General features: G+C 71.6%; 25 protein-coding genes and 1 riboswitch. Of the genes, 12 read left to right on the top strand and 13 right to left on the bottom strand.

Features of this window, described 5'->3' with window-relative positions:
* Positions 1-20: 20 nt before the first annotated feature.
* The 4 genes from groL to thrC all read right to left on the bottom strand — a co-directional run bounded on the left by groL (position 21) and on the right by thrC (position 4,280).
* Entirely contained in the window at positions 21-1,643 is a 1,623-nt protein-coding gene (gene groL, locus ACWGJ5_RS15415; protein ID WP_228624502.1) for a chaperonin GroEL, read from the bottom strand.
* Positions 1,644-1,968: 325 nt separating this feature from the next.
* On the bottom strand, positions 1,969-2,175 hold the full coding sequence (locus ACWGJ5_RS15410; RefSeq protein ID WP_019057200.1) for a cold-shock protein: 207 nt from the start codon (positions 2,173-2,175) through the stop codon (positions 1,969-1,971).
* A gap of 432 nt (positions 2,176-2,607) precedes the next feature.
* On the bottom strand, positions 2,608-2,883 hold the full coding sequence (locus ACWGJ5_RS15405; protein WP_453310216.1) for a MoaD/ThiS family protein: 276 nt from the start codon (positions 2,881-2,883) through the stop codon (positions 2,608-2,610).
* A 113-nt stretch (positions 2,884-2,996) separates the two neighbouring features.
* Positions 2,997-4,280: a threonine synthase gene (gene thrC, locus ACWGJ5_RS15400; protein ID WP_453310215.1), complete on the bottom strand. Its 1,284-nt coding sequence runs from the start codon at positions 4,278-4,280 to the stop codon at positions 2,997-2,999.
* A 17-nt stretch (positions 4,281-4,297) separates the two neighbouring features.
* Positions 4,298-4,436, bottom strand: a riboswitch (SAM riboswitch).
* Between the two features lie 161 nt (positions 4,437-4,597).
* On the opposite strand from thrC, the gene ACWGJ5_RS15395 reads away from it, so the two are divergent.
* Both ACWGJ5_RS15395 and ACWGJ5_RS15390 read left to right on the top strand, forming a co-directional pair.
* Entirely contained in the window at positions 4,598-5,542 is a 945-nt protein-coding gene (locus ACWGJ5_RS15395) for a glucosyl-3-phosphoglycerate synthase (protein ID WP_453310214.1), read from the top strand.
* 84 nt (positions 5,543-5,626) lie between these two features.
* Positions 5,627-7,066: an alpha,alpha-trehalose-phosphate synthase (UDP-forming) gene (locus tag ACWGJ5_RS15390; protein WP_453310213.1), complete on the top strand. Its 1,440-nt coding sequence runs from the start codon at positions 5,627-5,629 to the stop codon at positions 7,064-7,066.
* Here ACWGJ5_RS15390 and otsB read toward each other — a convergent pair.
* From otsB to ACWGJ5_RS15375, 3 genes are all read right to left on the bottom strand, one after another.
* Positions 7,054-7,887, bottom strand: a complete 834-nt coding sequence (otsB, locus tag ACWGJ5_RS15385; protein ID WP_453310212.1) for a trehalose-phosphatase — start codon at positions 7,885-7,887, stop codon at positions 7,054-7,056. The two genes, ACWGJ5_RS15390 and otsB, sit on opposite strands and share 13 nt — an antisense overlap.
* A gap of 83 nt (positions 7,888-7,970) precedes the next feature.
* Positions 7,971-8,195, bottom strand: a complete 225-nt coding sequence (locus ACWGJ5_RS15380) for a DUF3263 domain-containing protein (protein WP_453310211.1) — start codon at positions 8,193-8,195, stop codon at positions 7,971-7,973.
* 35 nt (positions 8,196-8,230) lie between these two features.
* Entirely contained in the window at positions 8,231-9,523 is a 1,293-nt protein-coding gene (locus tag ACWGJ5_RS15375; protein WP_453310367.1) for an ABC transporter substrate-binding protein, read from the bottom strand.
* A 112-nt stretch (positions 9,524-9,635) separates the two neighbouring features.
* Between ACWGJ5_RS15375 and ACWGJ5_RS15370 the strand changes: the two genes are divergently transcribed.
* The 3 genes from ACWGJ5_RS15370 to ACWGJ5_RS15360 all read left to right on the top strand — a co-directional run bounded on the left by ACWGJ5_RS15370 (position 9,636) and on the right by ACWGJ5_RS15360 (position 12,803).
* Entirely contained in the window at positions 9,636-10,607 is a 972-nt protein-coding gene (locus tag ACWGJ5_RS15370) for an ROK family protein (RefSeq protein ID WP_453310366.1), read from the top strand.
* Entirely contained in the window at positions 10,607-11,752 is a 1,146-nt protein-coding gene (gene nagA / locus ACWGJ5_RS15365; RefSeq protein ID WP_453310210.1) for an N-acetylglucosamine-6-phosphate deacetylase, read from the top strand. Before ACWGJ5_RS15370 ends, nagA begins: the two co-directional genes overlap by 1 nt.
* Before the next feature lie 121 nt (positions 11,753-11,873).
* A complete protein-coding gene (locus ACWGJ5_RS15360; RefSeq protein ID WP_453310209.1) occupies positions 11,874-12,803 on the top strand; it encodes a 1-phosphofructokinase family hexose kinase in 930 nt (309 codons plus the stop codon).
* Here ACWGJ5_RS15360 and ACWGJ5_RS15355 read toward each other — a convergent pair.
* Complete coding sequence (locus ACWGJ5_RS15355; RefSeq protein ID WP_453310208.1) at positions 12,800-13,729, bottom strand: carbohydrate-binding protein; 930 nt, start codon at positions 13,727-13,729, stop codon at positions 12,800-12,802. The two genes, ACWGJ5_RS15360 and ACWGJ5_RS15355, sit on opposite strands and share 4 nt — an antisense overlap.
* Before the next feature lie 116 nt (positions 13,730-13,845).
* The gene (cdgB, locus tag ACWGJ5_RS15350) at positions 13,846-15,501 is read right to left on the bottom strand and encodes a diguanylate cyclase CdgB (protein ID WP_453310207.1); all 1,656 of its coding nucleotides are present in this window, start codon (positions 15,499-15,501) and stop codon (positions 13,846-13,848) included.
* Between the two features lie 336 nt (positions 15,502-15,837).
* Between cdgB and ACWGJ5_RS15345 the strand changes: the two genes are divergently transcribed.
* Positions 15,838-16,410: a flavin reductase family protein gene (locus tag ACWGJ5_RS15345; RefSeq protein WP_453310206.1), complete on the top strand. Its 573-nt coding sequence runs from the start codon at positions 15,838-15,840 to the stop codon at positions 16,408-16,410.
* A 204-nt stretch (positions 16,411-16,614) separates the two neighbouring features.
* Entirely contained in the window at positions 16,615-16,743 is a 129-nt protein-coding gene (locus ACWGJ5_RS15340; protein ID WP_453310205.1) for a hypothetical protein, read from the top strand.
* Positions 16,744-16,932: 189 nt separating this feature from the next.
* Here the strand turns inward: ACWGJ5_RS15340 and ACWGJ5_RS15335 are convergent, their stop codons facing one another.
* Positions 16,933-17,793 (bottom strand): sigma-70 family RNA polymerase sigma factor, encoded by an 861-nt coding sequence (locus tag ACWGJ5_RS15335; RefSeq protein WP_453310204.1) that lies wholly within the window; start codon positions 17,791-17,793, stop codon positions 16,933-16,935.
* Positions 17,794-17,940: 147 nt separating this feature from the next.
* A complete protein-coding gene (gene arfB, locus ACWGJ5_RS15330) occupies positions 17,941-18,378 on the bottom strand; it encodes an alternative ribosome rescue aminoacyl-tRNA hydrolase ArfB (RefSeq protein ID WP_453310203.1) in 438 nt (145 codons plus the stop codon).
* A 184-nt stretch (positions 18,379-18,562) separates the two neighbouring features.
* Between arfB and ACWGJ5_RS15325 the strand changes: the two genes are divergently transcribed.
* Positions 18,563-19,138 carry a TerD family protein gene (locus ACWGJ5_RS15325; RefSeq protein WP_453310202.1) on the top strand — a complete coding sequence of 192 codons (576 nt, stop codon included), beginning with the start codon at positions 18,563-18,565 and terminating at the stop codon, positions 19,136-19,138.
* Between the two features lie 152 nt (positions 19,139-19,290).
* Entirely contained in the window at positions 19,291-20,250 is a 960-nt protein-coding gene (locus ACWGJ5_RS15320) for a GNAT family N-acetyltransferase (RefSeq protein ID WP_453310201.1), read from the top strand.
* Between the two features lie 73 nt (positions 20,251-20,323).
* Here ACWGJ5_RS15320 and ACWGJ5_RS15315 read toward each other — a convergent pair whose 3' ends face one another.
* On the bottom strand, positions 20,324-21,715 hold the full coding sequence (locus ACWGJ5_RS15315) for a M1 family metallopeptidase (protein ID WP_453310200.1): 1,392 nt from the start codon (positions 21,713-21,715) through the stop codon (positions 20,324-20,326).
* A gap of 77 nt (positions 21,716-21,792) precedes the next feature.
* Between ACWGJ5_RS15315 and ACWGJ5_RS15310 the strand changes: the two genes are divergently transcribed.
* Entirely contained in the window at positions 21,793-22,293 is a 501-nt protein-coding gene (locus ACWGJ5_RS15310) for a hypothetical protein (RefSeq protein WP_228624482.1), read from the top strand.
* A gap of 3 nt (positions 22,294-22,296) precedes the next feature.
* Here ACWGJ5_RS15310 and ACWGJ5_RS15305 read toward each other — a convergent pair whose 3' ends face one another.
* Complete coding sequence (locus ACWGJ5_RS15305) at positions 22,297-22,986, bottom strand: pentapeptide repeat-containing protein (RefSeq protein ID WP_453310199.1); 690 nt, start codon at positions 22,984-22,986, stop codon at positions 22,297-22,299.
* A 161-nt stretch (positions 22,987-23,147) separates the two neighbouring features.
* Here ACWGJ5_RS15305 and ACWGJ5_RS15300 point away from each other — a divergent pair, with 161 nt between their 5' ends.
* Together ACWGJ5_RS15300 and ACWGJ5_RS15295 are read left to right on the top strand one after the other, a co-directional pair.
* A complete protein-coding gene (locus tag ACWGJ5_RS15300) occupies positions 23,148-24,332 on the top strand; it encodes an NAD(P)-binding protein (protein WP_453310365.1) in 1,185 nt (394 codons plus the stop codon).
* 48 nt (positions 24,333-24,380) lie between these two features.
* On the top strand, positions 24,381-25,352 hold the full coding sequence (locus ACWGJ5_RS15295) for a zinc-binding dehydrogenase (RefSeq protein WP_453310364.1): 972 nt from the start codon (positions 24,381-24,383) through the stop codon (positions 25,350-25,352).
* Positions 25,353-25,401 lie beyond the last annotated feature (49 nt).

The following is a 25,401-nucleotide window of genomic DNA, read 5'->3' as shown; positions in this document are numbered from 1 at the left end:
GCGATCAACCGTCAGGTCGATCAGAAGTCCATGTCACCGCCCGGCATGCCGCCGCCGGCCGGCGCGGCGGCCTTCTCCGGCTTGTCGGCGATGACGGCCTCGGTGGTGAGGAACAGCGCGGCGATGGAGGCGGCGTTCTGCAGCGCGGAACGGGTCACCTTCGCCGGGTCGATGATGCCCTCGGCGACCAGGTCGACGTACTCGCCGGTCGCGGCGTTCAGGCCGTGGCCCGGGGTCAGGTTGCGCACCTTCTCCACCACGACACCGCCCTCGAGGCCGGCGTTGACGGCGATCTGCTTCAGCGGGGCCTCGAGCGCGATGCGCACGGCGTTGGCGCCGGTCGCCTCGTCACCCTCGAGCTCCAGCTTCTCGAAGACCTGGGAGGCCTGCAGCAGGGCCACGCCACCACCGGCGACGATGCCCTCCTCGACGGCGGCCTTCGCGTTGCGGACGGCGTCCTCGATGCGGTGCTTGCGCTCCTTGAGCTCCACCTCGGTGGCGGCACCGGCCTTGATGACCGCGACACCGCCGGCGAGCTTCGCCAGGCGCTCCTGCAGCTTCTCGCGGTCGTAGTCCGAGTCGCTGTTCTCGATCTCGGCGCGGATCTGGTTGACGCGGCCGTTGACCTGCTCCGAGGAGCCGGCACCGTCGACGATGGTGGTCTCGTCCTTGGTGATGACGACCTTGCGGGCGCGGCCCAGGAGGTCCAGGGTCGCGTTCTCCAGCTTGAGGCCGACCTCCTCGGAGATGACCTCGCCGCCCGTGAGGATGGCGATGTCGCCGAGCATGGCCTTGCGGCGGTCGCCGAAGCCCGGGGCCTTGACGGCGACGGACTTGAAGGTGCCGCGGATCTTGTTGACGACCAGGGTCGACAGGGCCTCGCCCTCGACGTCCTCGGCGATGATCAGCAGCGGCTTGCCCGACTGCATGACCTTCTCGAGGAGCGGGAGCAGGTCCTTGACCGAGGAGATCTTGGAGTTGGCGATGAGGATGTACGGGTCCTCGAGCGACGCCTCCATGCGCTCCATGTCGGTCGCGAAGTAGGCGGAGATGTAGCCCTTGTCGAAGCGCATGCCCTCGGTGAGCTCGAGCTCCAGGCCGAAGGTGTTGCTCTCCTCGACGGTGATGACGCCTTCCTTGCCGACCTTGTCCATGGCCTCGGCGATCAGCTCGCCGATCTGGGTGTCGGCGGCGGAGATGGACGCGGTGGAGGCGATCTGCTCCTTGGTCTCGACGTCCTTCGCCTGCTCGAGGAGAGCGGCGGAGACGGCCTCGACGGCCTTCTCGATACCGCGCTTCAGGGCCATCGGGTTGGCGCCGGCGGCGACGTTGCGCAGGCCCTCCTTGACCAGGGCCTGGGCGAGCACGGTCGCGGTGGTCGTACCGTCACCGGCGACGTCGTCCGTCTTCTTGGCGACTTCCTTGACCAGCTCGGCGCCGATCTTCTCGTACGGGTCCTCGAGCTCGATCTCCTTGGCGATGGAGACACCATCGTTGGTGATCGTGGGGGCGCCCCACTTCTTCTCGAGGACGACGTTGCGGCCCTTGGGGCCGAGCGTCACCTTCACGGCGTCCGCGAGCTGGTTCATGCCGCGCTCGAGGCCGCGCCGCGCCTCCTCGTCGAACGCGATGATCTTGGCCATGTGAAGTGGTCCCTCCAGGACTGGGGGTGATTCCTTCGGACCGCGCCCGCGCCCGCGACGGACGGCTCGCCGGCCTCGTGGTTCCTTGCCCCACCCGGCCTGCGGGCCTCACCGACCCGGTCCTTCACTGTCACTCTCACCTTCAGAGTGCTAACGCCAATGATTAGCACTCGGCACCCCCGAGTGCAAGCGCCTCGGGCATGGCGGAGGAGCGCTCAGCCGCGCGCGAACAGGGGGCGCCGGGCATGACGAAGGGTCCGTACCCCAGGAGGTACGGACCCTTCGAAGATGAACAGAAGAACGTCGCTGTCAGCCGACGCGTGCTTCAGCTGGTCGCCAGCCGGACCATGTCCGCCTGCGGGCCCTTCTGGCCCTGCGAGATCTCGAAGTCGACCCGCTGCCCCTCTTCCAGGGTGCGGTAACCGTCCATCTGGATCGCGCTGTAGTGGACGAATACATCCGCACCACCGTCGACCGCGATGAAGCCGTACCCCTTCTCCGCGTTGAACCACTTGACGGTGCCCTGAGCCATGCCTAACTCCCCTATTACTGGCCCTTGCACAGATCCACACTTCGCGGACCCGGGTCAGACCTCACCCCCCATCGGTCGGGGGCGTGCGCCGGAACGCGTCGACCGCGGCTGAATGTATCTGTCCAACTGCCGTCTGCAACAGGTCAATCGGACGAGAATTCTGGACGGGAACGGTCCGGAATGTGATGAGAATTCGCCCGACTTCAGGGCAAGTCGGGCCCCTCAAATCACCACAAAAGCCGCATAAGACTCGCCCACTTTGGCTACTTCTTGTCGGGCCTGCGGCATGAATACAAGGCCCCCGACCGGTCGGCCGCGGAGCGCGTTCCCCAACTCTATCGCGCTCAATCACACAGAATTGCCCCCTCCGCTTCTCTCACGGAGGAGGCAATTCGATGAACAATGCGTAACTGACGTTACCTAAGGTAATGATCAGCCGCCGGCGACGGCCGGAATGATGGAGACTCCGGCGCCGTCCGGGGTGGCGGTCTCCAGGCCCTGCTCGAAGCGGACGTCGTCGTCGTTGACGTACACGTTGACGAACCGGCGCAGCTTGCCCTGGTCGTCCAGGACGCGGGCGGCGATGCCGGTGTGGTTCTTCTCCAGGTCGGCGATGACCTCGGCGAGGGTCGCGCCCTCGGCGGCGACCTCGGCCTGCCCGCCCGTGTAGGTGCGCAGGATGGTCGGGATGCGGACAGTGATGCTCATGCTCGTGACCTCCGGTCAGGGTTGGCGCTCCGAAAGGGGCGCGGGGCCGTGTTTCGTACGCGGCTGCCACCGCGTGGGCGCGACCAGACCCCGCGGCCCGCAGACGATAACGGCTACACGAGTCCGGCCTCGTGGAACGAGTCGAGGTTGGGACGAATCGTCGCGGTCAGCCCCGTACCGGCCACCGCGTCGAGGGTCTTCAGGCCATCGCCGGTGTTGAGGACCACCGTGGTCTTCGTCGGGTCCAGGACGCCGTCCTTGACCAGCTTGCGGGTGACGCCGACGGTCACACCGCCCGCGGTCTCGGCGAAGATGCCCTCGGTGCGGGCCAGCAGCTTGATGGCGTCGACGACTTCCTCGTCCGTCACGTCCTCCACGGCACCGCCGGTGCGGCGCGCGATGTCCAGGACGTACGGCCCGTCGGCCGGGTTGCCGATGGCGAGGGACTTGGCGATGGTGTTCGGCTTCTGGGGCCGTACGACGTCATGGCCCGCCTTGAAGGCGGTCGACACCGGGGAGCAGCCCTCGGCCTGCGCGCCGAAGATCTTGTACGGCTTGTCCTCGACGAGACCGAGCCCGACGAGTTCCTGCAGACCCTTGTCGATCTTCGTGAGCTGGGAGCCGGAGGCGATCGGGACCACGATCTGGTCGGGCAGCCGCCAGCCGAGCTGCTCGCAGATCTCGTACGCGAGGGTCTTGGAACCCTCGGCGTAGTACGGCCGCAGGTTGACGTTGACGAAGCCCCAGCCCTCGCCGGCCGGGTCGCCGATCAGCTCGGAGCAGAAGCGGTTCACGTCGTCGTAGTTGCCCTCGATGCCGACGAGGTCGCCGCCGTAGATCGCGGCCATGACGACCTTGCCCTGCTCCAGGTCGTGCGGGATGAACACGCAGGAGCGGAAGCCGGCCCGGGCCGCGGCCGCGCCGACGGCACCGGCGAGGTTGCCGGTGGAGGAGCAGGACAGGGTGGTGAAGCCGAAGGCGCGGGCGGCCTCCAGGGCCTGGGCCACCACGCGGTCCTTGAAGGAGTGGGTCGGGTTGCCGGAGTCGTCCTTGACGAACAGACCGCCGGTGACGCCGAGTTCACGCGCGAGGTTGTCGGCCTTGACGAGCTTCGTCCAGCCCGGGTTCAGGTTCGGCTTGTCGGCGACGTCGGCCGGGACCGGCAGCAGCGGCGCGTACCGCCAGATGTTCGCGGGGCCGGACTCGATACGGCGGCGCAGCTCTTCGGTGTCGTAGGCGGAGAAGTCGTAGGCGATCTCCAGCGGGCCGAAACACTCCTCGCAGGCGAACACCGGGCCGAGCGGGACGCGGTGGCCGCACTCGCGACAGCTCAGGGCCGCGGCGGGACCGAGGTCTACGGTGGAATCGGTGGAGCTTGCAACTGTCTGCACAGCCATGGAGGCGAGGCCCTTTCTCCTCATCTTCCTCACGACGCACCTCGCCGTGAGACGGATTTGGCACCTTCCCTAGCCGGGAGCCTCGCGGAGCGAGAACCGACTGGAGGGTTGCCGGGGCTTCATCGGGCCGTTTCCCTCTGCCCCTCTGGATGAGCGGTATGCGGTTGTGAACGCGCTCCGACCCTCGACATGCGATGGTCATCGGCGTTGTTCAAGACTGTAACCGAAGGCCAGGACAGTTGAGATAGTCGTCCGAACCGCGAGATGGATCACACGGTGCAGCCCGTGCGATCACGAACAGTGAGGAGCCGCAGACCGTGCTGGAAGAAGTCGAGCGCTGGCTGGCCACCCGCTCCTGGTCCGTGGCCGATCGCCCGCTCCACCGGATCCTGGCCGCCAAACAGCGCACCGGCCAGACGATCAGTGTCGTACTGCCCGCGCTCAACGAGGAGGAGACGGTCGGCGACATCGTCGCGATCATCCGCCACGACCTCGTGGAGCAGGTCCCCCTCGTCGACGAGATCGTGGTGGTCGACTCCGGCTCCACCGACCGCACCTCCGAGGTCGCCGCCGCCGCGGGCGCACGGGTCGTTCACCGGGACGAGATCCTGCCCCGCGTCCCCGCCGTCCCCGGAAAGGGTGAGGTGCTGTGGCGCTCACTCCTGGTCACCGACGGGGACATCGTCTGTTTCATCGACGCGGACCTGAGGGAGTTCTCCTCCGACTTCGTCTCCGGGATCGTCGGCCCGCTGCTCACCGAGCCCGGGGTGGACCTGGTCAAGGGCATGTACGACCGCCCGCTGGGCGGCGCCACCGGGCAGGGCGGCCGGGTCACCGAGCTGATGGCCCGCCCGCTGCTGAACATGCACTGGCCGCAGCTGGCCGGATTCGTACAGCCGCTGGGCGGCGAGTACGCGGCCCGGCGCTCGCTGCTGGAGCAGCTGCCGTTCCCGGTCGGGTACGGCGTCGAACTGGGCATGCTGGTGGACGCCCTGCACCTGGTCGGCCTCGACGCACTGGCGCAGGTGGACGTGGGCGTGCGCAAGCACCGCCACCAGGACGGGCAGGCGCTGGGCCGGATGTCCGCGGCGATCTACCGCACGGCCCAGCTCCGGCTGGCCCGCGGCCATCTGATCCGCCCCTCCCTCACCCAGTTCGAGCGGGGCGAGGACGGCTTCGAGCCGCGCACGTACTCGGTGGACACCGAGGAACGGCCGCCGATGGTGGAGATCGCCGAGTACGCCGAACGCAGGGTGGCGTGAAACCGGCCGCGGTGGTCGTATACGGCGGCGTGCCCGGCGTGGCCGTACGTTTGACCGGTTCCGGGCCGGGCTAGGTTGAGGACCATGGCTTCCACGCAGGGTGCTGCCGAGAAGGCTCAGGTGCTGGTCGCGTCCAACCGCGGCCCGGTTTCGTACACGGTGGACGAGAAAGGCTCGCTGCTCGCCAAGCGGGGCGGCGGCGGGCTGGTCTCGGGGCTGTCCGCCATCGGGCCGGACGACGGCTCGGTGTGGGTGTGCTCGGCGCTCGGCGACGGGGACCGGGAGGCCGTACGGCGCGCGGGCGGCGGGCTGCTGCCGGGCGAGGACACCGGCGGGCAGCGGGTGCGGATGCTGGACATCGACGCGAGCGTGCACGCCGACGCCTACAACGGCATCGCCAACTCGGTGCTGTGGTTCGTGCACCACATGCTGTACCAGACCCCGCTGGAGCCGGTCTTCGACGCGGAGTTCCGGCGGCAGTGGGCGTCGTACGAGGCCTACAACCGGGCGTTCGCCGAGGCGCTGGCCGAGGAGGCGGCCGAGGGGGCGGCGGTGCTGGTGCAGGACTACCACCTGTGCCTGGTGCCCGGCATGCTCCGCGCGCTCCGCCCCGACCTGCGGATCGGTCACTTCTCGCACACACCGTGGGCGCCCCCGGAGTACTTCCGGCTGCTGCCCGACGACATCGCCGCCGAGCTGCTGAACGGCATCCTGGGCGCGGACCGGGCGGCGTTCCTGACCAGGCGCTGGGCGGACGCGTTCACGGAGTGCTGTCACTCGGTGCTGGGACCCGGGGCCCCGGCCATGCGGGTCGGTGTACACGGGCTCGGCGCGGACGCCGACTTCCTGCGCAAGCGGGCCCATGAGCCCGATGTGGACGAGCGGATGGCGGCGCTGCGCGCGGAGATCGGCGAAGGCCGCAGCACCATCGTGCGCGTCGACCGCACCGAGCTGTCCAAGAACATCGTGCGCGGTCTGCTGGCGTACCGGCAGCTGCTGGACGACCACCCCGAGTGGCGTGAACGGGTGGTGCATCTCGCGTTCGCGTATCCGTCGCGGCAGGACCTCGCCGTGTACCGGGACTACACGGCCGAGGTGCGGCGGGTGGCCGAGGAGATCAACTCGACCTTCGGTACGGCTGGTTGGACGCCGGTCGTCCTGCACGTCAAGGACGACTTCGCGCGCTCCCTGGCCGCGTACCGGCTCGCCGACGTGGCGCTGGTCAACCCCATCCGGGACGGCATGAACCTGGTCGCCAAGGAGGTGCCGGTCGTCTCCGACGAGGGCTGCGCGCTGGTGCTGTCGCGGGAGGCGGGGGCGTACGAGGAACTGGGCACCGACGCGCTCGTGGTGAACCCGTACGACATCGGGGGCACGGCCGGCGCGTTGCACTCCGCGTTGAGCATGCCGGCGGACGAGCGGGCAGAGCGGTCGAAGCGGCTGGCGGCGGCCGCCACCGCGTTGCCGCCCGCTCGGTGGTTCCTGCAGCAGCTGGAGGCGCTGGAGGAGCTTCAGTCCAGCTGAGCGGCAAGGGTCCGCAGCAGGTGTACGACACCGGGCGGGCCGTCGACCACCACATCGGCTCGTTCCGCCAGCTCCGTGACCTCCGTGCTGCCGCTGCAGACCAGCAGGCCGGGCAGGCCCTCGGCGCGGAGTTCCTCCACGGCGGCGAAGGCTGGGAGGTCGCCGAGGTCGTCGCCGGCGTAGAGGACGGACTCGGCGCCTGTCCTGCGGACGTGGTCGGCGAGCGCCACGCCCTTGTCCATGCCCGGCGGGCGCAGTTCCAGGACCAGGCGGCCGGGTTCGACCATCAGACCGTGGCGGGCGGCGAGGTCGGTGAGGGGGCCGCGCAGGGCCTCGAACACGGTCTGCGGGTCGTCGGCGCGGCGGGTGTGCACCGCGACCGCCCGGCCCTTCTCCTCGATCCAGGTGCCGTGCCAGGCGCCGGCGCCTTCCAGCACGCCCGGCAGCTCGGCGCGGGCCGCGGCGACGCCGGGGTGCGGGGGCGGGGCGGTGACGGTGCCGGTGACCGCGTCCCAGCGTTCGGCGCCGTAGTGGCCGAGGACGGTCAGGTGCTCCAGGCCGGGGACACCGGCGAAGCCGCCGTAGCGGACCGCGACGCCGGCGGGGCGGCCGGTGATCACGGCGACGGAGGCGACCCTGGGAGCCAGGGCTGCGAGTGCGGGTACGGCCTCGGGGTGGGCGCGGGCCCGCTCGGGGTCGGCGACGATGGGGGCCAGGGTGCCGTCGAAGTCCAGGCCGACGGTCGCGGCGCTCGGCTTGGCGAGGAACGCGGCGAGTCCGTCCCGGCCGGGCTGGGTCTGCGGGGTCGGCAGAGGGTCCATACAGCGACACTATCCAGCGCGGGCCCGGAACACTCCTGTGGCTCCGCCCCGGCCCCCCCGTTTCCCACCCGCCGGGCAGCTGCTCAGCGCTCCGTGCGCCGGGAGTCCCGTACCCGGCGCAGGCGGTTCACCGTCACCGGGTCCGCCGCCAGTGCCCGCTCGTCGTCCAGCAACGCGTTCAGGAGGTGGTAGTAGCGGACCGGGGACAGGCCCAGTTCCTCGCGTATCGCTCGTTCCTTGGCGCCGGGGCCGGGGAAGCCGCGGCGCTCGAGGGCGAGGATGGCTTGTTCGCGGGGGGCGAGTTCCATGCAGTCACCGTAACGGTGGGCGCTGACAGCGGCGCTCAGTTCTTGGCGCTGCTGTCGGCCGCCGTCGCCGTCGCCTGGAGGCGGGTCAGGACGCCGGCGGGGTCGGCCCCGGGGGCGACGGCCTGGCCGATGTTCTGCTTCACGGCCGCGCTGACCGACGCCCAGGAGGTCTTGCCGACGGGATACAGCTCGGAGGTGGGCAGCTCGCCGAGGAAGGGGTGCAGGGCCTTGTCGGGGGCGGAGTCCGACTCGCTCATGGCGTTGGACGCCGAGCCGGTGACCGGGAGGAGGCCGTACTCGCGGGAGAAGGCCAGGACGTTCTTCTCGGTGTAGACGAAGTTGAGGAAGTCGCCTGTCTGGTCCCGGTGCCCGTTCTGCTTGAAGGCCATCATCCAGTCGGCGACACCCATGGAGGCCCTGGCCCTGCCGGTGCGCCCCGGCATCGGCACCATGCCGAACTGCACGCCCTTCTTCTCGGCCTGCTGGATCAGCGTGGGGTGCCCGTTGAGCATGCCGACCTGACCGTCGGCGAAGGCGGCGAACGCGGTCGCGCGGTTGAGCCTGCCGGGCGCGACCGGCCCGGTCAGGCCCTTGTCGACCAGGTCGTCCTTGAGCCAGGTGAAGGTCTGGACGTTCTGCGCGGAGTCGATGGTGTACGTGCCGATGTCGTCGGTGTAGCCACTGCCGCCGTTGTTGCCGCTGCTGCCGCTGAGCAGCCACTGCATGGTCTCGGCCTGGGCCTCCTCGGGGCCGAGCGGCAGCGCGAGGGGGTACTTCACGCCCTTGGCCTTGAGCGTCCTGGCGTCGGCGGCGAGCTCGTCCCAGGTGGTGGGCGGGGTGATGCCGGCCTTGGCGAACAGGGTCTTGTTGTAGAAGAGCACGCGCGTGGAGGCGGCGAAGGGGATGCCGTACTGCGTGTGGTTCCACTGCCCGGCGTCGGAGAGCTGGGAGAGGAAGTCGGCCTGGGTCCGTATGGAGAGCAGGTCGGAGGCCGGGTAGAGCTTGCCGGCGGCCGCGTAGTCGGCGTAGGCGCCGATCTGGGCCAGGTCGGGGGCGTGGCCGGCGGCGACCATGTCCTTGACCTTGGCGTCGACGTCGTTCCACGAGTACACGCTGACGTCGATCTTCACACCGGGGTGCTTCGACTCGTACTCCTTGGCCAGGGTGTCCCAGTACTTCTGGGAACTGTTGGCGGGAGAGTCGCCGTAGTCGGCGGCGACGAGTCTCAACGTGACGTCGGAGGAGCCCGTACTCCCGCAGCCGCCGAGGACCGCCGTCATGCCCAGTGCGGACACCACCGCGATCGTTCCTGCCGTACGCCGACGCAACCTCAACGCCCCAACCCTGCTGTCTGACCGTTCAACATATGGACACGTAAGGTCTACACCACGTGAGTGGACTAGACCTCTCGCGGGTGGGAGGGTCACACTAGGGCCCGTGGTGAGACATGTCATCGCCCTGGACGTGGGCGGTACCGGGATGAAGGCCGCCCTCGTCGGCGACGACGGCGAACTGCTGCACCGCGCCCGCCGCGCCACCGGCCGCGAGCGCGGACCGGACGCGGTGGTCGCGACGATCCTCGACTTCGCCGCCGAGCTGCACGCGTACGGCCTGCAGCGCTACGGCGAGGCCGCCGCCGCTGCCGGCATCGCCGTCCCCGGCATCGTCGACGAGGAGCGGGGCATCGCCTCCTACGCGGCCAACCTCGGCTGGCGGGACGTGCCGCTGCGCGCGCTGCTCGGCGAGCGGCTCGGCATCCCCGTCGCCCTCGGCCACGACGTACGCACCGGGGGCCTCGCCGAGGGCCGGATCGGCGCGGGCAGGGGCGCCGACCGGTTCCTGTTCGTACCGCTCGGCACCGGGATCGCGGGCGCCATCGGCATCGACGGCCGGGTGGAGGCGGGCGCGCACGGCTTCGCGGGCGAGATCGGCCATGTGGTCGTACGGCCCGGCGGGATCTCGTGTCCCTGCGGGCAGCACGGCTGCCTGGAGCGGTACGCCTCCGCGTCCGCCGTCAGCGAGGCCTGGGCGGCCGCCTGCGGGGACCCGGACGCGGACGCCGCCGATTGCGCCGAGGCCGTCGCGTCCGGTGACCCGAACGCCGTCCGGGTCTGGCAGGAGGCGGTCGACGCGCTCGCCGACGGCCTGGTCACCGCGCTCACCCTGCTGGACCCGCGCACCCTGATCATCGGTGGCGGTCTCGCCGAGGCGGGGGAAGTGTTGTTCCAGCCGCTGCGGGAGGCCGTGCGGCAGCGGGTCACCTTCCAGAAGCTGCCGGCCCTCGTCCCCGCCGCCCTCGGCGACACCGCCGGCTGCCTGGGCGCGGGCCTGCTGGCCCGCGACCTCCTCGACACCGCCGGACCCGTCCGCCCCGACCCCGACTCCACCGACCCCTCGGAGGTAACCGCCTGATGGCTCCCAGCTTGGTTCTCGCAGGTGCTCGGGTGGTGCTGCCCACCGGGGTCGTGGACGACGGGCGCGTGGTCGTCGAGGGTACGAAGATCGCGGCGGCCGCTCCCGAGAACGCCGACGTGATCGACGTGAGCGGCCACTGGCTGATCCCCGGCTTCGTCGACATCCACAACCACGGCGGCGGCGGCGCCTCCTTCTCCGGCACCCCGGACCAGATCATGACGGCCCTCCGCACCCACCGCGCGCACGGCACCACCACCCTGGTGGCCTCCACCGTCACCGACGAGATGGACCTGCTGGTCCGCCAGGCGGGGCTGCTGAGCGAGCTGGCCGAGCAGGGCGACATCGCGGGCATCCACTTCGAGGGGCCGTTCATCTCGCCGTGCCGCAAGGGCGCGCACTCCGAAGCGCTGCTGCGCGACCCGGACCCGGCCGAGGTCCGCAAGCTGATCGACGCGGCGCGCGGCAGGGCCAAGATGGTCACCCTCGCGACCGAACTGCCGGGCGGCATCGAGTCCGTACGGCTGCTCGCCGAGCACGGCGTGATCGCGGCGATCGGGCACACGGACGCCACGTACGAGCAGACGGTCGAGGCCATCGACGCGGGCGCCACCGTCGCCACCCATCTGTTCAACGCGATGCCGGCCCTGAACCACCGGGCGCCGGGCCCCATCGCCGCCCTGCTGGAGGACGAGCGGGTCACGGTCGAGCTGATCAACGACGGCACGCACCTCCACCCGGCCGCGCTGGAGCTGGCCTTCCACCGGGCGGGGGCGGACCGGGTCGCGTTCATCACGGACGCGATGGACGCGGCCGGCATCGGCGACGGCCGTTACATGCTGGGCCCGCTGGAGGTCGAGGTCAGCGAGGGGGTGGCCCGGCTGGTGGAGGGCGGCTCGATCGCGGGCTCGACGCTCACCCTGGACCGCGCGTTCAGGCGGGCGGTGACCGTCGACAGGCTGCCGGTCGAGGACGCCGTACAGGCCCTGTCCGCGAACCCGGCCCGCCTGCTCGGCCTCTCCGACCGCGTCGGCTCGCTGGAGCCGGGCAAGGACGCCGACCTGCTGGTGCTGGACGGGGACTTCGGCCTCAAGGGCGTGATGCGACGGGGCGAGTGGGTGGTGATCCCGTCCCAACTGGCCTGATCTGCCCGTCTTTTCCCTCGACGGCGGCCGACTCATGACTGGGCCGGCCGCCGTCTGTTTGGCATGATCGTGCCCCCGGAACCGATGACAGGCGCACGGACTTCGAGGGAGGTCGGCCCGGGTGATCCTCACGGTCACGCTCAACACCGCTCTCGACCTGACCTACCGGGTACGGTCGCTACGGCCGCACGCCTCGCACCGGGTCTCGGAGGTCATCGAGCGACCCGGCGGCAAGGGCGTGAACGTGGCCCGGGTGCTGGCCGCGCTCGGGCACGAGGTGACGGTCACGGGGTTCGCGGGCGGCGGCACGGGCCGGGCGATACGCGAACGGCTCGCCGACGTCCCCGGTCTGACGGACGCACTGGTGCCGGTCGCGGGGGCGACCCGCCGCACGATCGCGGTCGTGGACGAACTGTCGGGTGACACCACCCAGTTGAACGAGCCGGGCCCGCAGGTCGCCCCGACGGAGTGGGGCGCGTTCCTGGACCACTACGAGGAACTGCTGGCCGGCGCCTCGGCGGTGGCCCTGTGCGGCAGCCTGCCGCCGGGCGTGCCGGTGGGGGCGTACGCGAACCTGGTCCGCGCGGCCCGGTCGGCCGGCGTCCCGGTCCTGCTGGACACCAGCGGCGAACCCCTGCGCCGCGGGGTCGCCGCCCGCCCCGACCTCGTCAAGCCGAACGCCGACGAGCTGGCCGAACTGACGGGCTCCCACGAACCGTTGCGCGCCACCCAGGACGCCCGCCGGCGGGGTGCCCACGCGGTGGTCGCCTCCCTCGGCGCGGAGGGCCTGCTGGCCGTCACCCCCGAGGGCCGCTGGCGCGCCGCCCCACCGGCCCGGGTGTACGGCAACCCGACGGGCGCGGGCGACTCGGCGGTCGCCGGCCTGCTCTCGGGGCTCGTGGAGCGACTCCCCTGGCCGGACCGGCTGGCTCGCGCGGTCGCCTTGTCAGCGGCGACCGTACGGGCCCCGGCCGCCGGCGAGTTCGACCCCGCCGTGTACGAGCAGCTGCGGGGGCGGGTGGCGGTGACCGGGGTGGTCAGCGCGGCCTAGCCGTTCCGCGTGTGCTGGCCCTGCTGGAGCCAGAGCTGGTCGATCAGTGCGTTGCACTTGTCGCCGGGCTGGCAGGAGATGGAGATCGTGTTGGCGCCCTTGTTGAGGGTGGGCCACACGTACGTCGTCGTCCAGCCGTTGACGATGTCGCCGTCCTTGGCGTGCGCGTAGTTCTTCAGCGGCAGCCCCGTGGCGAACGGCTTGCCGTTGATGCTGACCGTCATCTGCTGGTCCTGGCCGGGCACGCTGAAGTGCGCGAACAGGGTGTAGACGCCGTCCGAGGGGACGTTGTTGACGGTCCAGGTGATCGAGGCACCGGCCTGGTTCAGGCCTCCCACGTAGGAGCCGTCGGAGGTCTGCGCGCCCTTGACGTCCGTGGCCTTCGCGGCTCCACCAGCCAGCTGGAGGGCAGCCGCATCGGTCTTCAGCGCACCGCCCGCCGCCGAGCTGCTGGCCGACGGACTCGGCTGGCTGCTCTGGGACTGGCTTGGCGTCGTGTTGGCCTGGTTGCCGTTCTTCTTGTCGTCGTTGCCGTTGAGCATCGCCACGCTGATGCCTATGACGACCGCGGCGACCACCGCGATCGCGCCGATCAGCAGGCCCCTGGTGTTCGGGCCGCGGCGGCCGGGAGCGGGCGGTACCGGCTGCCGGCTGGTCGGGGCGCCGCCGGGCACGGTCTCCGGGGCCTGGTAGTAGGCGTTCGGCTGGCCGTAGGCGCCCTGCTGCTGGGGCGCGGTCGGCTGACCGTACTGCGGCGGCTGCTGGCCGTACTGCCGTTCACCGACCGTCCGCACCCTGCTGACCGAGTTCGGGTAGCCGTAACCGCCGGACGGCGGCTGGGCGCCTCTGGCCTGGCCGTCGGCGTACAGGTAGCCGAACGGGTCGTCGTCCTCGGGCGTGCTCGGGCCGTTTTCGCCGGGCGTCATCCCTAGGTCTCCTCAGCGGGTGCGGGTGGATGCGGTACAGGTCTGGAGGGCGAGCCTACCCGCTCTGACTGAGCCAAACGGGTGCCTCGGACCGCATCAACTCGCTGACCTGGGGATCATCCGGCGCGCCTGTGCTGTTTGGGACGAGATCGTTTCTCTACGTACATCCGCTCGTCGGCCGACTTCAACACTTCGTCCGCGGTCATGCCGCAGTGTGCCCACCCGATGCCGAAGCTCGCGCCCACCCGGACGGCCCGGCCCTCGGCCCGGATCGGCTGGATGATCTCGTTGCGCAGCCGTACGGCGAGGTCCTGGGCGTCGGCCCGGCCGAGGCCGTTGGCGAGGATCACGAACTCGTCGCCGCCGAGCCGGGCGACCGTGTCGCCGTCCCGGACACCGCGCGAGAGCCGGTGGGCCACTTCGATCAGTACCGCGTCGCCCGCGTTGTGCCCGAAGCGGTCGTTGATCGACTTGAAGCCGTCGAGGTCGCAGAAGAGCACCGCGAGGCCCTTGGTGCCGTCGTCGCGGCCGTCCTCGGGGGCGACCGTGTGGACGTGGTGGTCGAAGGTGTCGTACGCCTCCGTCCCCGGCCGGTAGTCGAAGCCGTGGGCAGCGGGGCCGTCGAAGGCGGGGTGGCCGTAGGCCGCGTCCAGGGACTCCAGCTCGCCGCTGTGGGCGGGGCGCCGGCACAGCCGGGCGGACAGGCGGGAGCGCAGCTCGGCCGAGTTGGGCAGGCCGGTGAGCGAGTCGTGGGAGGCGCGGTGGGCGAGCTGCAGCTCGCGGCGCTTGCGTTCCTCTATGTCCTCGACGTGGGTGAGGAGGAAGCGGGGGCCGTCGGCGGCGTCCGCGACGACACTGTTGCGCAGGCTCACCCAGACGTACGTGCCGTCGCGGCGGCCGAGGCGGAGTTCCGCGCGGCCGCCCTCGGCGGAGGTCCGCAGGAGCGTGCCGATGTCCTCGGGGTGGACGAGGTCGGAGAAGGAGTAGCGGCGCATCGCCGAGGCCGGGCGGCCGAGCAGACGGCACAGGGCGTCATTGGTGCGCAGTATGCGGCCGTGCTGGTCGCCGCCCATCTCGGCGATGGCCATGCCGGAGGGGGCGTATTCGAACGCCTGCCGGAAGGATTCCTCGCTCGCACGCAGGGCCTGCTGCTCGCGCTCCAGGCGGACCAGGGCGCGCTGCATGTTGGCGCGCAGCCGGGCGTTGCTGATGGCGATGGCGGCCTGGAAGGCGTACATCTGCAGGGCCTCGCGGCCCCAGGCGCCGGGGTGGCGGCCGTTGCGCGGCCGGTCGACGGAGATGACCCCGAGCAGCTCACCGCAGGCGCCGCCCGAGACGCCCGGCGTGTACATGGGGGCGAAGAGGCGGTCGGAGGGGTGCCACTCGTCCTCGAAGCGGGGCGCTGGCCCGTCCGTGAACCACTGGGGTACGTCGTCGTCGTCCAGCACCCAGCCCTCGGTGTGCGGTATGAAGATCAGGTCGCCCCAGCGCTCGCCCATGTTCAGCCGCCGATCCCAGGACTCGCGGGAGCCGACCCGGCCGGTGATCAGGGCCTCGGCGGCGGGGTTCCCGGCGAACGCGGCGACGACGAGATCGCCGTCGGGGCGTACGAGGTTCACGCACGCCATCTCGTACCCGAGGGCTTGTACGGCGCCGTCGGCGACGGTCTGCAGTGTGTCGGCCAGGCTGCGTGCCGTGTTCATGTCGGCCATGACCTGGTGCAGCTGTCGCAGGGACGCAAGACGGACATACGGCTCCGACTCGGTCTCCATGCTCGCCCTCCCCCCGAGACCTCGCAGCGAATCAAGGGTTGTCTTCGGCGCTTCTTAAGGGTGCCTCTTACGGTGCGTTCCAGTTTCCCCGCCACTGAATCACAGCGCGCTGCCCACTCGGTACACAGGGTCAACAATTCATGCCCCTTGTGACTCAAGTCACAGGCGAACATGAACAATTGAGTGGAGTTTCCGCGATTTCCGCGTGCGTTTACTGAACGCAAACTTTTGGGCTCTGTTCACATCATGCACACAGCGGTCCTCCGTTGGTCCTAGGACCCGGCTCGGGCGAAGGCCCGATGCGGCCCGTGCGGGGCGGAGACTAGCGTTTCGGGCGTGCTGAAGACCGCCTCACCCACCGCCACCGCCGCTTCCGGGCATGCTGAGGGGGTGAGCAACGACGAGTTCCGGGCCGCGATGTCCCGGCTGGCCGCGGGAGTGGTCCTGGTGACCGCGCAGGAGCCGCCGCTGGACCCGGACGACCCGGGCGCGCCGGACATGGAGGACGTCGGCATGACCGCCACCGCCTTCATGTCCGTCTCCCTCGACCCGCCGCTGGTCCTGGTGAGCCTGCGCACGGGCGCCCGCATGGACGACCTGCTCGACGAACAGCCCCTGTGGGCGGTGTCGGTCCTCACCGAGAGCCAGCGGCACATCGCGGGCCGCTTCGCCATGAAGGGCCGCATCAGCGACCGTCTGCTCTTCGACGACATCCCCTACTTCCGCGGCGAGGCCACCGGCGCCCCGCTGGTGGGCGGCGCGCTGGCCACGCTGGAGTGCCGCACCGAGCAGCGGGTGACGGCCGGCGACCACACCCTCGTCATCGGCCGCGTGCTGACCGCGCACGTCCCGAGCGCGGAGGGCGGGCCGCTGATGTACTTCCGGGGCAGATACCGGCAGTTGGGGTGACCGCGATATTCCGTGGCAGCGAGCGGATCCGAATTCCTGCGCTGGGCGGATGACCCCTCGTCCGGAAGAAGCCACCCCCGCGAACTTCGACGCCGCGATCGGCCTCCGGATCCGCCCCGGCCAGGAACACGCCGTCAAGCCCGTCGTGACATCCCCGGCCGGTGCTTACATCCACCCGCGGGGGTCGCCCGGCCCCGGCTGATCGTGGTCGACGACAGCCCGGTCGGCTTTCTGCCGGCCTTCCTCGACATCGACTGGTACGGCGACGGCAGCGTGCGCCGCCCGGGCCTGTGGCGCCCCGACATCGCCACGGACGCGCAGGGGCGGGGGTAAGGCCGGTTCGCCGTCGACGCCGTCGCCGACCTGCTCCGCCGCCGGGGCGACAGCGAGATGTACCCCTGCCGGCACCCCGGTGCGGCCGGCCAGGAGGGCTTCCGTCCCGGGCTGGGTCTCCGGCCGAACGGGGAGGTCGACGGGGCGAGACGGTGGGGGTGCCGGCCCTGCGGTGACCCGGCGGCCCGGCTACGCCGGCTCGACGGTCAGCTCGGCCAGGTCCTCCGGGTTCGTCACGATGTCGATGGCCGTGATGCGGTCGGCGACGAAGGTGAACGCCAGAACCCGCTCGAGGCGACCCTCGGCGTACACGACCAGCCCCGTCGCCCCGTCCACCAGTGCGGGACGCGCCACGCGGGCCAGATGGGCGAAGATCTTCGCACCGGAGGCGACCCCCACGGCGCCGGCGGTCACACCCCCCTCGCCGCGCGCCACCACGTCCGGGTCGAGCACCTCCAGCAGGCCGTCGAAGTCCCCCTCCCGCGCGGCCGCCAGGAACGCGTCGACCACCTCCCGCTGCCGCACCAGGTCCGCCTCCGGCGCATCCGCGCCCCGCACCCGGCGCCGCGCCCGGCTGGCCAGTTGTCGTGCCGCGGCCGGGCTGCGCCCGAGGATCCCGCCGACCTCCTCGAACGGCACCCCGAACAGATCGTGCAGCACGAACGCCAGCCGCTCGGCCGGTGAGAGCGCGTCGAGGACGACCAGCAGGGCCACGCCGACCGAGTCCGCGAGCACCGCGTCCTGCGCGGCGTCCGGCTCGGCGGAGGCCCCGGGACGCCAGGTGTCCAGGGGCTCCTCGCCCCGCGAGCGGCGGGAGCGGAGCATGTCGAGGCAGACCCGGCCGACGACGGTCGTCAGCCAGCCCCCGAGGTTGCCCACCTCACGCGTGTCGGACCGGCTCAGCCGGAACCACGCCTCCTGCACCGCGTCCTCGGCCTCCGCGGCCGAGCCCAGCATGCGGTAGGCGACGGCCCGCAGATGCCCCCGGTACGCCTCGAACCGCTCGGCGAGAAACTCGTCGTCGCGGTGCTGCCGTTCGTTGTCGCCCATCGGGATGCCCGGCCTCTCCGTCGCCCTGGTGGCCGGCTCTCCCGCCGACTCACTGACTCACTGACGAACGCAAGGCCCCGGATGTGACGGCTCCCCGGCGCGAGGGCAGCCGTGCGGGTGACGGGCGCCGCCCCGCGCCCGCCGGGCTCACCCCCAGTCCCGGCCCGTGCGGCCCCGCTTCGTCTCCGAGCGCTGCTTCTTCTCCCGCAGCCGGCGTTCGTTGATGCCGCGCGGGATCCGGGTCGGTCTGCGCGGCTTGGGCGGGGGCGCGCTGGCCTCCGCGAGCAGGGCGGCGAGGCGCACGGCGGCGGTCTCGCGGTTGCGCCACTGGGAGCGGTGCTCGGAGGCCCGTACGGTCACCACGCCGTCGACGAGCCGGCCCGCGAGCCGCTGGAGCGCCCGCTCCTTCCAGACCGCGGGCAGCGCCTCGGTGCGGGCGAGGTCGAAGCGCAGCTCCACCTGCGAGTCACTGGTGTTGACGTGCTGCCCACCGGGCCCGGACGACCTGGAGAAACGCCACATCAGCTCGGCCTCGGGAAGGGAGACGGAGCCACGGATGACGTATGGACCGGACATGCGGTCCATGTTCCCGGTCCCGCCCGGTCCACGTCACCTGGATTTCCGTACCCGCGACCACGCCCGGCGAAGAAGGCGCTCGGTAAAAAAGGTAAAGGGAGCCGGAACCACTGGTACCCCCCTCGACGTTCTTCCCGGTGACGGTAGCTTCAACGGCACTGCACCACACATGTCCAAGGAAGGGACTCCCAACATGGCTGTAAGCCTGTCCAAGGGTGGCAACGTCTCGCTCACCAAGGAGGCTCCGGGCCTGACCGCCGTCACCGTGGGCCTCGGCTGGGACGTCCGCACCACCACCGGCACGGACTTCGACCTGGACGCCTCCGCCATCGCGGTCAACACCCAGGGCAAGGTCTACTCGGACGCGCACTTCGTCTTCTTCAACAACAAGCAGACCCCGGACAACACCATCGTCCACACCGGTGACAACCGCACCGGCGAGGGCGAGGGCGACGACGAGGCGATCAACGTCAACCTGGCCGCGCTCCCGGCCGACATCGACAAGCTCGTCTTCCCGGTCTCCATCTACGACGCCGAGAACCGCGGCCAGAACTTCGGCCAGGTCCGCAACGCCTACATCCGCATCGTCAACCAGGCCGGCGGCGCCGAGATCGCCCGCTACGACCTCTCCGAGGACGCCGCCACCGAGACGGCCATGATCTTCGGCGAGCTGTACCGCAACGGCGCGGAGTGGAAGTTCCGCGCGGTGGGCCAGGGTTATGCCTCGGGCCTGGTCGGCATCGCCCAGGACTTCGGCGTCAACGTCTGACGGACGCCAACGCCTGAGGGACGCCAACGCCTGAGGGACGCGCGTCCCCGCGGGAAGCCCCGTGCCCCGCCGTACGCGGCCCGGGGCTTCCTCGCCCCCCGGCGACACGAATCCGCAGGCGGGCAACGGCTCCTCGGGGATAGCTTGCCCCGGTGATTCTCGAGCCCCTCTCCGCCGGCCAGGACATCCCGGCCCCGCTGCTGAGCGAACTCACCGCGCTCTACGCGTCCAACCGCGAGTTCCACCGGCTCAGCGGCGACTTCCCCGACCCGGACGACATACGTCCCGAGCAGGTCGCGGCCACGCTGGCCGAGGATCTGGCCATGCCGGGCACCGAGGTGCTGCTGGCCCGCACGGAGGAGGGACGTCTCGTCGGACTCGCGGGCACGCTCGCCCACCATCCGCAACCCGCCGACCCGGACCCGTGGATCGGCCTGTTGATGGTGGACGCGGCGGAGCACGGCAAGGGCCACGGCCGTGCCCTCGCGCACCTGGTCGAGGACCGTTTCCGCGCCCAGGGCCGCCGCAGCGCCGTACGGCTCGCCGTGCTCGCCAACAACCCCAAGGCGCTGGCCTTCTGGACCACCCTCGGCTACGAGGTGATCGACCACCGCCCCGACCTGGCGCTGGGCCGCCCCTGCGCCGTGCTGCGCAAGGTGCTGGGCGAGCAGTCGCGCACACCGAGGAAGGCGGCCCGGATCGCCGTGGTGGCGCCGGACGGCGCGGTGCTTCTGTTCCGGTACGACAACGTCGAGGTCGGCGTCCACTGGGCGCTGCCCGGCGGCGGCCTGGAGCCCGGCGAGTCCCCGCGCGAAGGCGCCCTGCGGGAGCTGGCCGAGGAGACCGGCTGGACCGACCTGGAGCCGGGCCCGCTGCTGTGCACCTGGGAACACGACTTCACCCACACGGGAACCCCCGTCCGCCAGCACGAGCACGTCTACGTCACCCGCGGCCCGCGCCGGGACCCGGCCGACGGCTCCCGACTCGCCGCCGCGCACACCGCCGACGGCATCCTCGCATGGCGCTGGTGGACCCGAGGGGAACTGACCGAGGCACCCGAGCCGGTGTGGCCGCCGGGGCTCGCGGGACTGCTGGACGCGTGGGGGGACTGAGCGGACGGCGGAGCGGACGACACCGGCCGGCACGGGACTCGGCCGCGCCGTCTCCCGCCTGCGGGTTCGCCCGTCACGGATGGGCCGGTTTGCCGTCTCCATACAGCCAGTCCTTCCAGATCTCGGTGAAGTCCTGGTGCGGGGCCTTCTTCTCCACGTACGCCGTGAAGTCGGCCGTGGTCACGTTGCCGCCGCGGTGGGCGGCGGCCCAGCCCTGGATGATGTCGTAGAACGCGTCGTCGCCGACCTTCTGCCGGATCTTCTGCAGGACCATCGCGCCACGCTCGTAGACGGGACTGTCGGAGATGTGGGCGGCGCTCGACGGTTTCGCGGGCGGGTAGGCCCAGACGGCCTTGTCGTCGCCGTTGTAGTAGTCCATGAACGTCTGCTGGACGCTCTCGCCGCCGTGGTCCTCCCGCCACAGCCACTCCGCGTAGGTGGCGAAGCCCTCGTTGAGCCACATGTCCTGCCAGGACCTCGGGGTGACCGAGTCGCCGTACCACTGGTGGGCGAGTTCGTGCACGAGGGTGCCGGTGTCCGGGGCGCCGGGTATGACGGGCCGGTTCTGCGTCTCCAGGGCGTACCCGGCGTCATCGGGGCGGTCGACGATCGCGCCGGTGGAGGCGAAGGGGTACGATCCGAAGTTGATCTCCTCCCACCTGATGATCTCGGGGAGCTGCGCGAGCACCTTCTCGCTCGCCTTCGCCTGGGTGGGGTCGACGGCGGTGAGGATCGGCAGGCCGTGCGGCCCGGTACTGCGGGTGAGGTCGAAGTGGCCGACGGCGACCGTGGCGAGGTAGCTCGCCATGGGCTGCGCGGTGTGCCAGTGCCAGGTCGCGCGGCCGCCCTTGGTGGACTGGTCCGCCAACTCTCCGTTGGAGACGGCCTGCAGGCCCTCGGGGACGGTGACGGTGATGTCGTAGGTCGCCTTGTCGGAGGGGTGGTCGTCGCCGGGGAACCAGGCCATGGAGCCGACGGGTTCGCCGAGGCCGAGGGCGCCGTCGGCGGTGGGCAGCCAGCCCTCCTTGGAGCCGTCGGGGTCGGTGAGGATCTGTGGGGTGCCCGAGTAGCGGACGGTGGCCTGGAAGGTCTCGCCCCTGCTCAGGTCGTCGTGCGGGCGGACGGTGAGTTCCTGGCCGGCCCGGTTGAAGCGGGCCTCCTTGCCCTCGACGGTGACCGAGTCGACGTGCAGCCCGGCGAGATCGAGGTCGAAGGCGGACAGGTCCTGGGTGGCGCGGGCGGTGATGACCGCCGTGCCGGTGAGACGGCGGGTGGAAGGGGTGTAGTCCAGGGTGAGGTCGTAGTGCCCGACGTCGTAGCCGCCATTGCCGGCCTTCGGGAAGTAGGGGTCGCGTACGCCGGTGCCGCCGGGGGTGCCGCGCACCCCGCGGTCGCATGCGGTGCCGGTCAGAGCGAGGGCGAGCAGGGCCGCGACGGCCGGCACAAGGCGTACGGATCTGGACATGTCAGTGATCTTAAGTGCCGGGGTCCGAGTGATCCGAGTGTCCGGTGGTGCTGCCGGGGCGTGACACCATCTCTCCCGTGCTCGACATCGGCTACGCCCTCTCCAACCGGTTCCCGGACCCCCCGCAGACCGACTACCGCCGCGCGGACGTCCACGCGCTGCGGCACGACCTGTTCTGCGGTGACGTGTATCTCGCGGACACGAAGACGGACCGGGAGCTGTCCACAGCCTGGGGATGGGTGCCGGTGCTGGACTTCGCGTGGGCGCTGTGCGACATCGTGGAGCGGCTGGACCGGGACCCGATGGGCTCCCGCGCCGCCCGCCCGCAGCGCGCGGAGCTGGACTTCACCGAGTCCACCGACCGGATGCTGTTCGAGCGCCGCTTCGGCTGGGTCGACATCAGCGCCGACTGGGTGCCGGCCGAGGAGTCCCCACTGTCCTTCTCCCACGCCGAACTGCGCCGCGAGGCCCGCGACTTCCTGCACGACCTGATCGCCGACCTGACCGACCTGCACGAGGACCTGTCGGAGAACCCGGCCGTCTGGACACTCCAGGCCCGCTTTCCACGCGTGCCGTAGGGCCTACTCCACCCGGATCCCCAGTTCCGCCGCCAACACCGGCGCCAGATCCAGCAGTTGCCCTGTGCTGATCACCGCTCCCGACAGCCGGTCCAGCCCCCGCACGATCTCCAGTGGCGCGGCCCCGCGCAGGTCCACGTCCTGCAGTGTCGCGCCGCCGAAGTCGGCCTCTCTCAGCGCGCAGTCGACGAACTCCACCCGCTCCAGGGTCGCGCCCGCGAAGTCCGGCCCGACCAGGACGCAGGACTCGAAGACGACGTCCTTCAGGCGGGCCTCGCGCATGTTGAGGTAGTCGATCTTGCCGCCGCGGACCACGACCCGCTCCAGGACGGCGCCGTGCAGCTGGGTGCCGCCCAGCCGGGCGTCGATCAGCTCGACGTCCCGGAACGTGGACTCGGCGAGATGCGTGCCCACCCCGCGCAGCCCGGTCAGGACCGAGTCCAGAACTCTGGCCCGGCCCAGCGCCGTGCCGTCCATCAGGCAGCCGGTGAGCGCGCAGTCCATGAACCGGGCGCCCACGCCGTCCTGCCCGGTGAGGTCGGCCTCCCTGAAGTCCAGCCCGTCGTAGTCCCCGTCCGGCTCCAACTCGCCTGCCGGCCACGGCCGAAGGGGCGGCAGCCGCAGCTCCGGCCGTCGCGCGCCCTTCACCCCTGCCCGGCCCGCCGCACGGCCGCCCGTCGCTCTCCTCGCCATGCCCCCCATGCTGCACCCCACCACTGACAATCCCTCTGACCTGGGAAAACCCGGGCGATGTCACATTCCGGCCCCGCCAGACAGTCCTAGTTACGGACCGACAGCCGTACACACGGACCAGGTGTACCGATCCGAGGGAGGGCCCACCCGTGAACCACCCCATGCAGCGCCCCCTGCGCCGCACCGCGCACCGCATCACCGTCGTCGGCGGCGGCTTCGCCGGGCTCACCGCCGCGATCACCGCCGCCGAGGCAGGTGCCGAGGTCACCGTGTACGAGGCCCATCACACCCTGGGCGGCCGGGCCCGCACCGCCGAGGGGCCGTACCGCACCAACGAGGGCCCGCACGCCCTCTACAACGGCGGCCCGCACTGGACCTGGCTCAGGCAGCGGAAGCTGATCGGTCCGCTCGCCCCGATCCCGGCCCTGGAGGCCGCCCGGCTGCGGCTGCGGCACCACGGCGCGCTGCGCCGCACCCCGCCCTTCGGGATGCTGAAGCTGCTGCGCCCCGGCGTCCGGCAGGCGCCCGTCGACGCCGACTTCCTGTCCTGGGCGACCGGTGTCGCCGGGGAGGAGGGGGCCCGCGCCGCAGCGCACTACGCGGCCGTCGCGCTCTTCCACCACGATCCCGGCGCCCTGTCCGCCGCGTTCGTGCAGGAACGGCTGCGCCGGGCCACCAAGCTGCCGCCGGAGGCGCACTACCCGGTCGGCGGCTGGGCCTCCGTGATCGACCGGATGGCCGCACGGGCCTGGAACCTGGGCGTGCGCGTCGAGACCCTGTCCCGCGTCGACGCACTGCCCACCGGCACCCCCGTGGTCGTCGCCACCTCGCTGGCCGCCGCCCGGCGGCTGCTCGGCGACGACTCGCTGACCTGGCCGAGCGGCCGTACCGTCCTGCTCGACCTCGGCGTACGCGCCCGGCGCGGTGACCCCTTCGTCCTCTCCGACCTCGACGCGACCGGCTGGCTGGAGCGGTGCACGGCACCCGATCCGTCCCTCGCCCCGGCCGGGGAGCAGCTGATCCAGGGCCAGTTCCCGATCGGGCCGGGCGAGTTGCGCGCCGACGGCCTCGCCCGTGCCGAGCAGCTCCTCGACCTGGGCTTCCCGGGCTGGCGGGAGCGGCTGACCTGGCGGCGGGAGGCAGTGGCGGACGGCCGTACCGGGGCCCTGGACCTGCCGGGGAGCAGCTGGCGGGACCGGCCCGCCGTGGACCGCGGCGACGGGGTCTATCTCGTCGGCGACCAGGTGGCGGCGCCGGGCGTGCTGTCGGAGGTGTCCTTCAACAGCGCGGTCACCGCGGTGTCCCTGATCCTCGGCCGGCCCGTCCTTGACCTCAAGCGCGCTTGAGGTCGGAGCGTGGATGCGATGACACAGCCGTCCTCCTGGGGGGTCACCATGCACGCCGTACGCCTGTACGCCTTCGGTCCCGCCGAGAACCTCACCTACAAGCAGGCCCCGGACCCGGTCCCCGGCCCGGGCCGGGTGCGGATCGCGGTCGCCGCGGCCGGGGTGCACCTGCTCGACGCCGCCCTGCGCGCCGGGCACCGGGGCCCGCTGCCCGAGCGGCCCGCCCTGCCGACCGTGCCCGGCCGCGAGGTCGCCGGGGTCGTGGACGCGCTCGGCGACGGCGTCGACGGGCTGTGGCTCGGCAGGCGGGTCGTGGCCCACCTCGGTCCCGCGCCCGGAGGGTACGCCGAACTCGCCGTCACCGGCGTCGACCGGGTGCACGAGATCCCGCGGAACCTGGACTTCGCCGCCGCCGTCGCCATGATCGGCACGGGCCGTACGGCGCTCGGGATCGTGCAGTTCGCCGAGCCGGGGCCGGACGACGTGGTGGTCGTACCGGCCGCCGCCGGGGGCATCGGCACCCTGCTCGTGCAGTACGCCAAGAACGCCGGCGCCACCGTGATCGGACTCGCGGGCGGCCCGGAGAAGACGGCCCGGGTCCGGGCGAACGGCGCCGACCTCGCCGTCGACTACACCGACACCGCCTGGCCCGCGAAGGTCCGGGCCGATCTCGGGGCCGGGCAGGCCTCGATCGTCTACGACGGCGTCGGCGGAGAGGCGGCCCGGCAGGCCGTCGCCCTCCTCGGGCCCGGCGGACGGCACCTGGTCTTCGGCTGGTCGGCGGAAGGCATCGGGGAGGGCGGGGGGTACCTCGCCGAGGGCGTCTCCCAGTCGGTGCTCGGCCCCGAGATGCTCCGCAGGGCGGGCGGCCTGCACGCACTCGAACAGCGCGCGCTCGCCGAGGCCGCCCACGGCCGGCTGCGCCCCGCCGTCACCCGTTTCCCCCTCGCGGAAGCGGCCGCCGCGCACCGCGCACTCGAGAACCGCGGAACGATCGGAAAGGTGGTACTGGAACCATGAAGCATCCGCCGAAAACCACGGGCGAGGCACCGGACAGCCGGAACGCACA

It is taken from the genome of Streptomyces sp. NPDC054783 (assembly GCF_053611725.1).
Note: the sequence above shows the minus strand (reverse complement) of the source record. Positions and strands in the feature narration are given on the sequence as shown.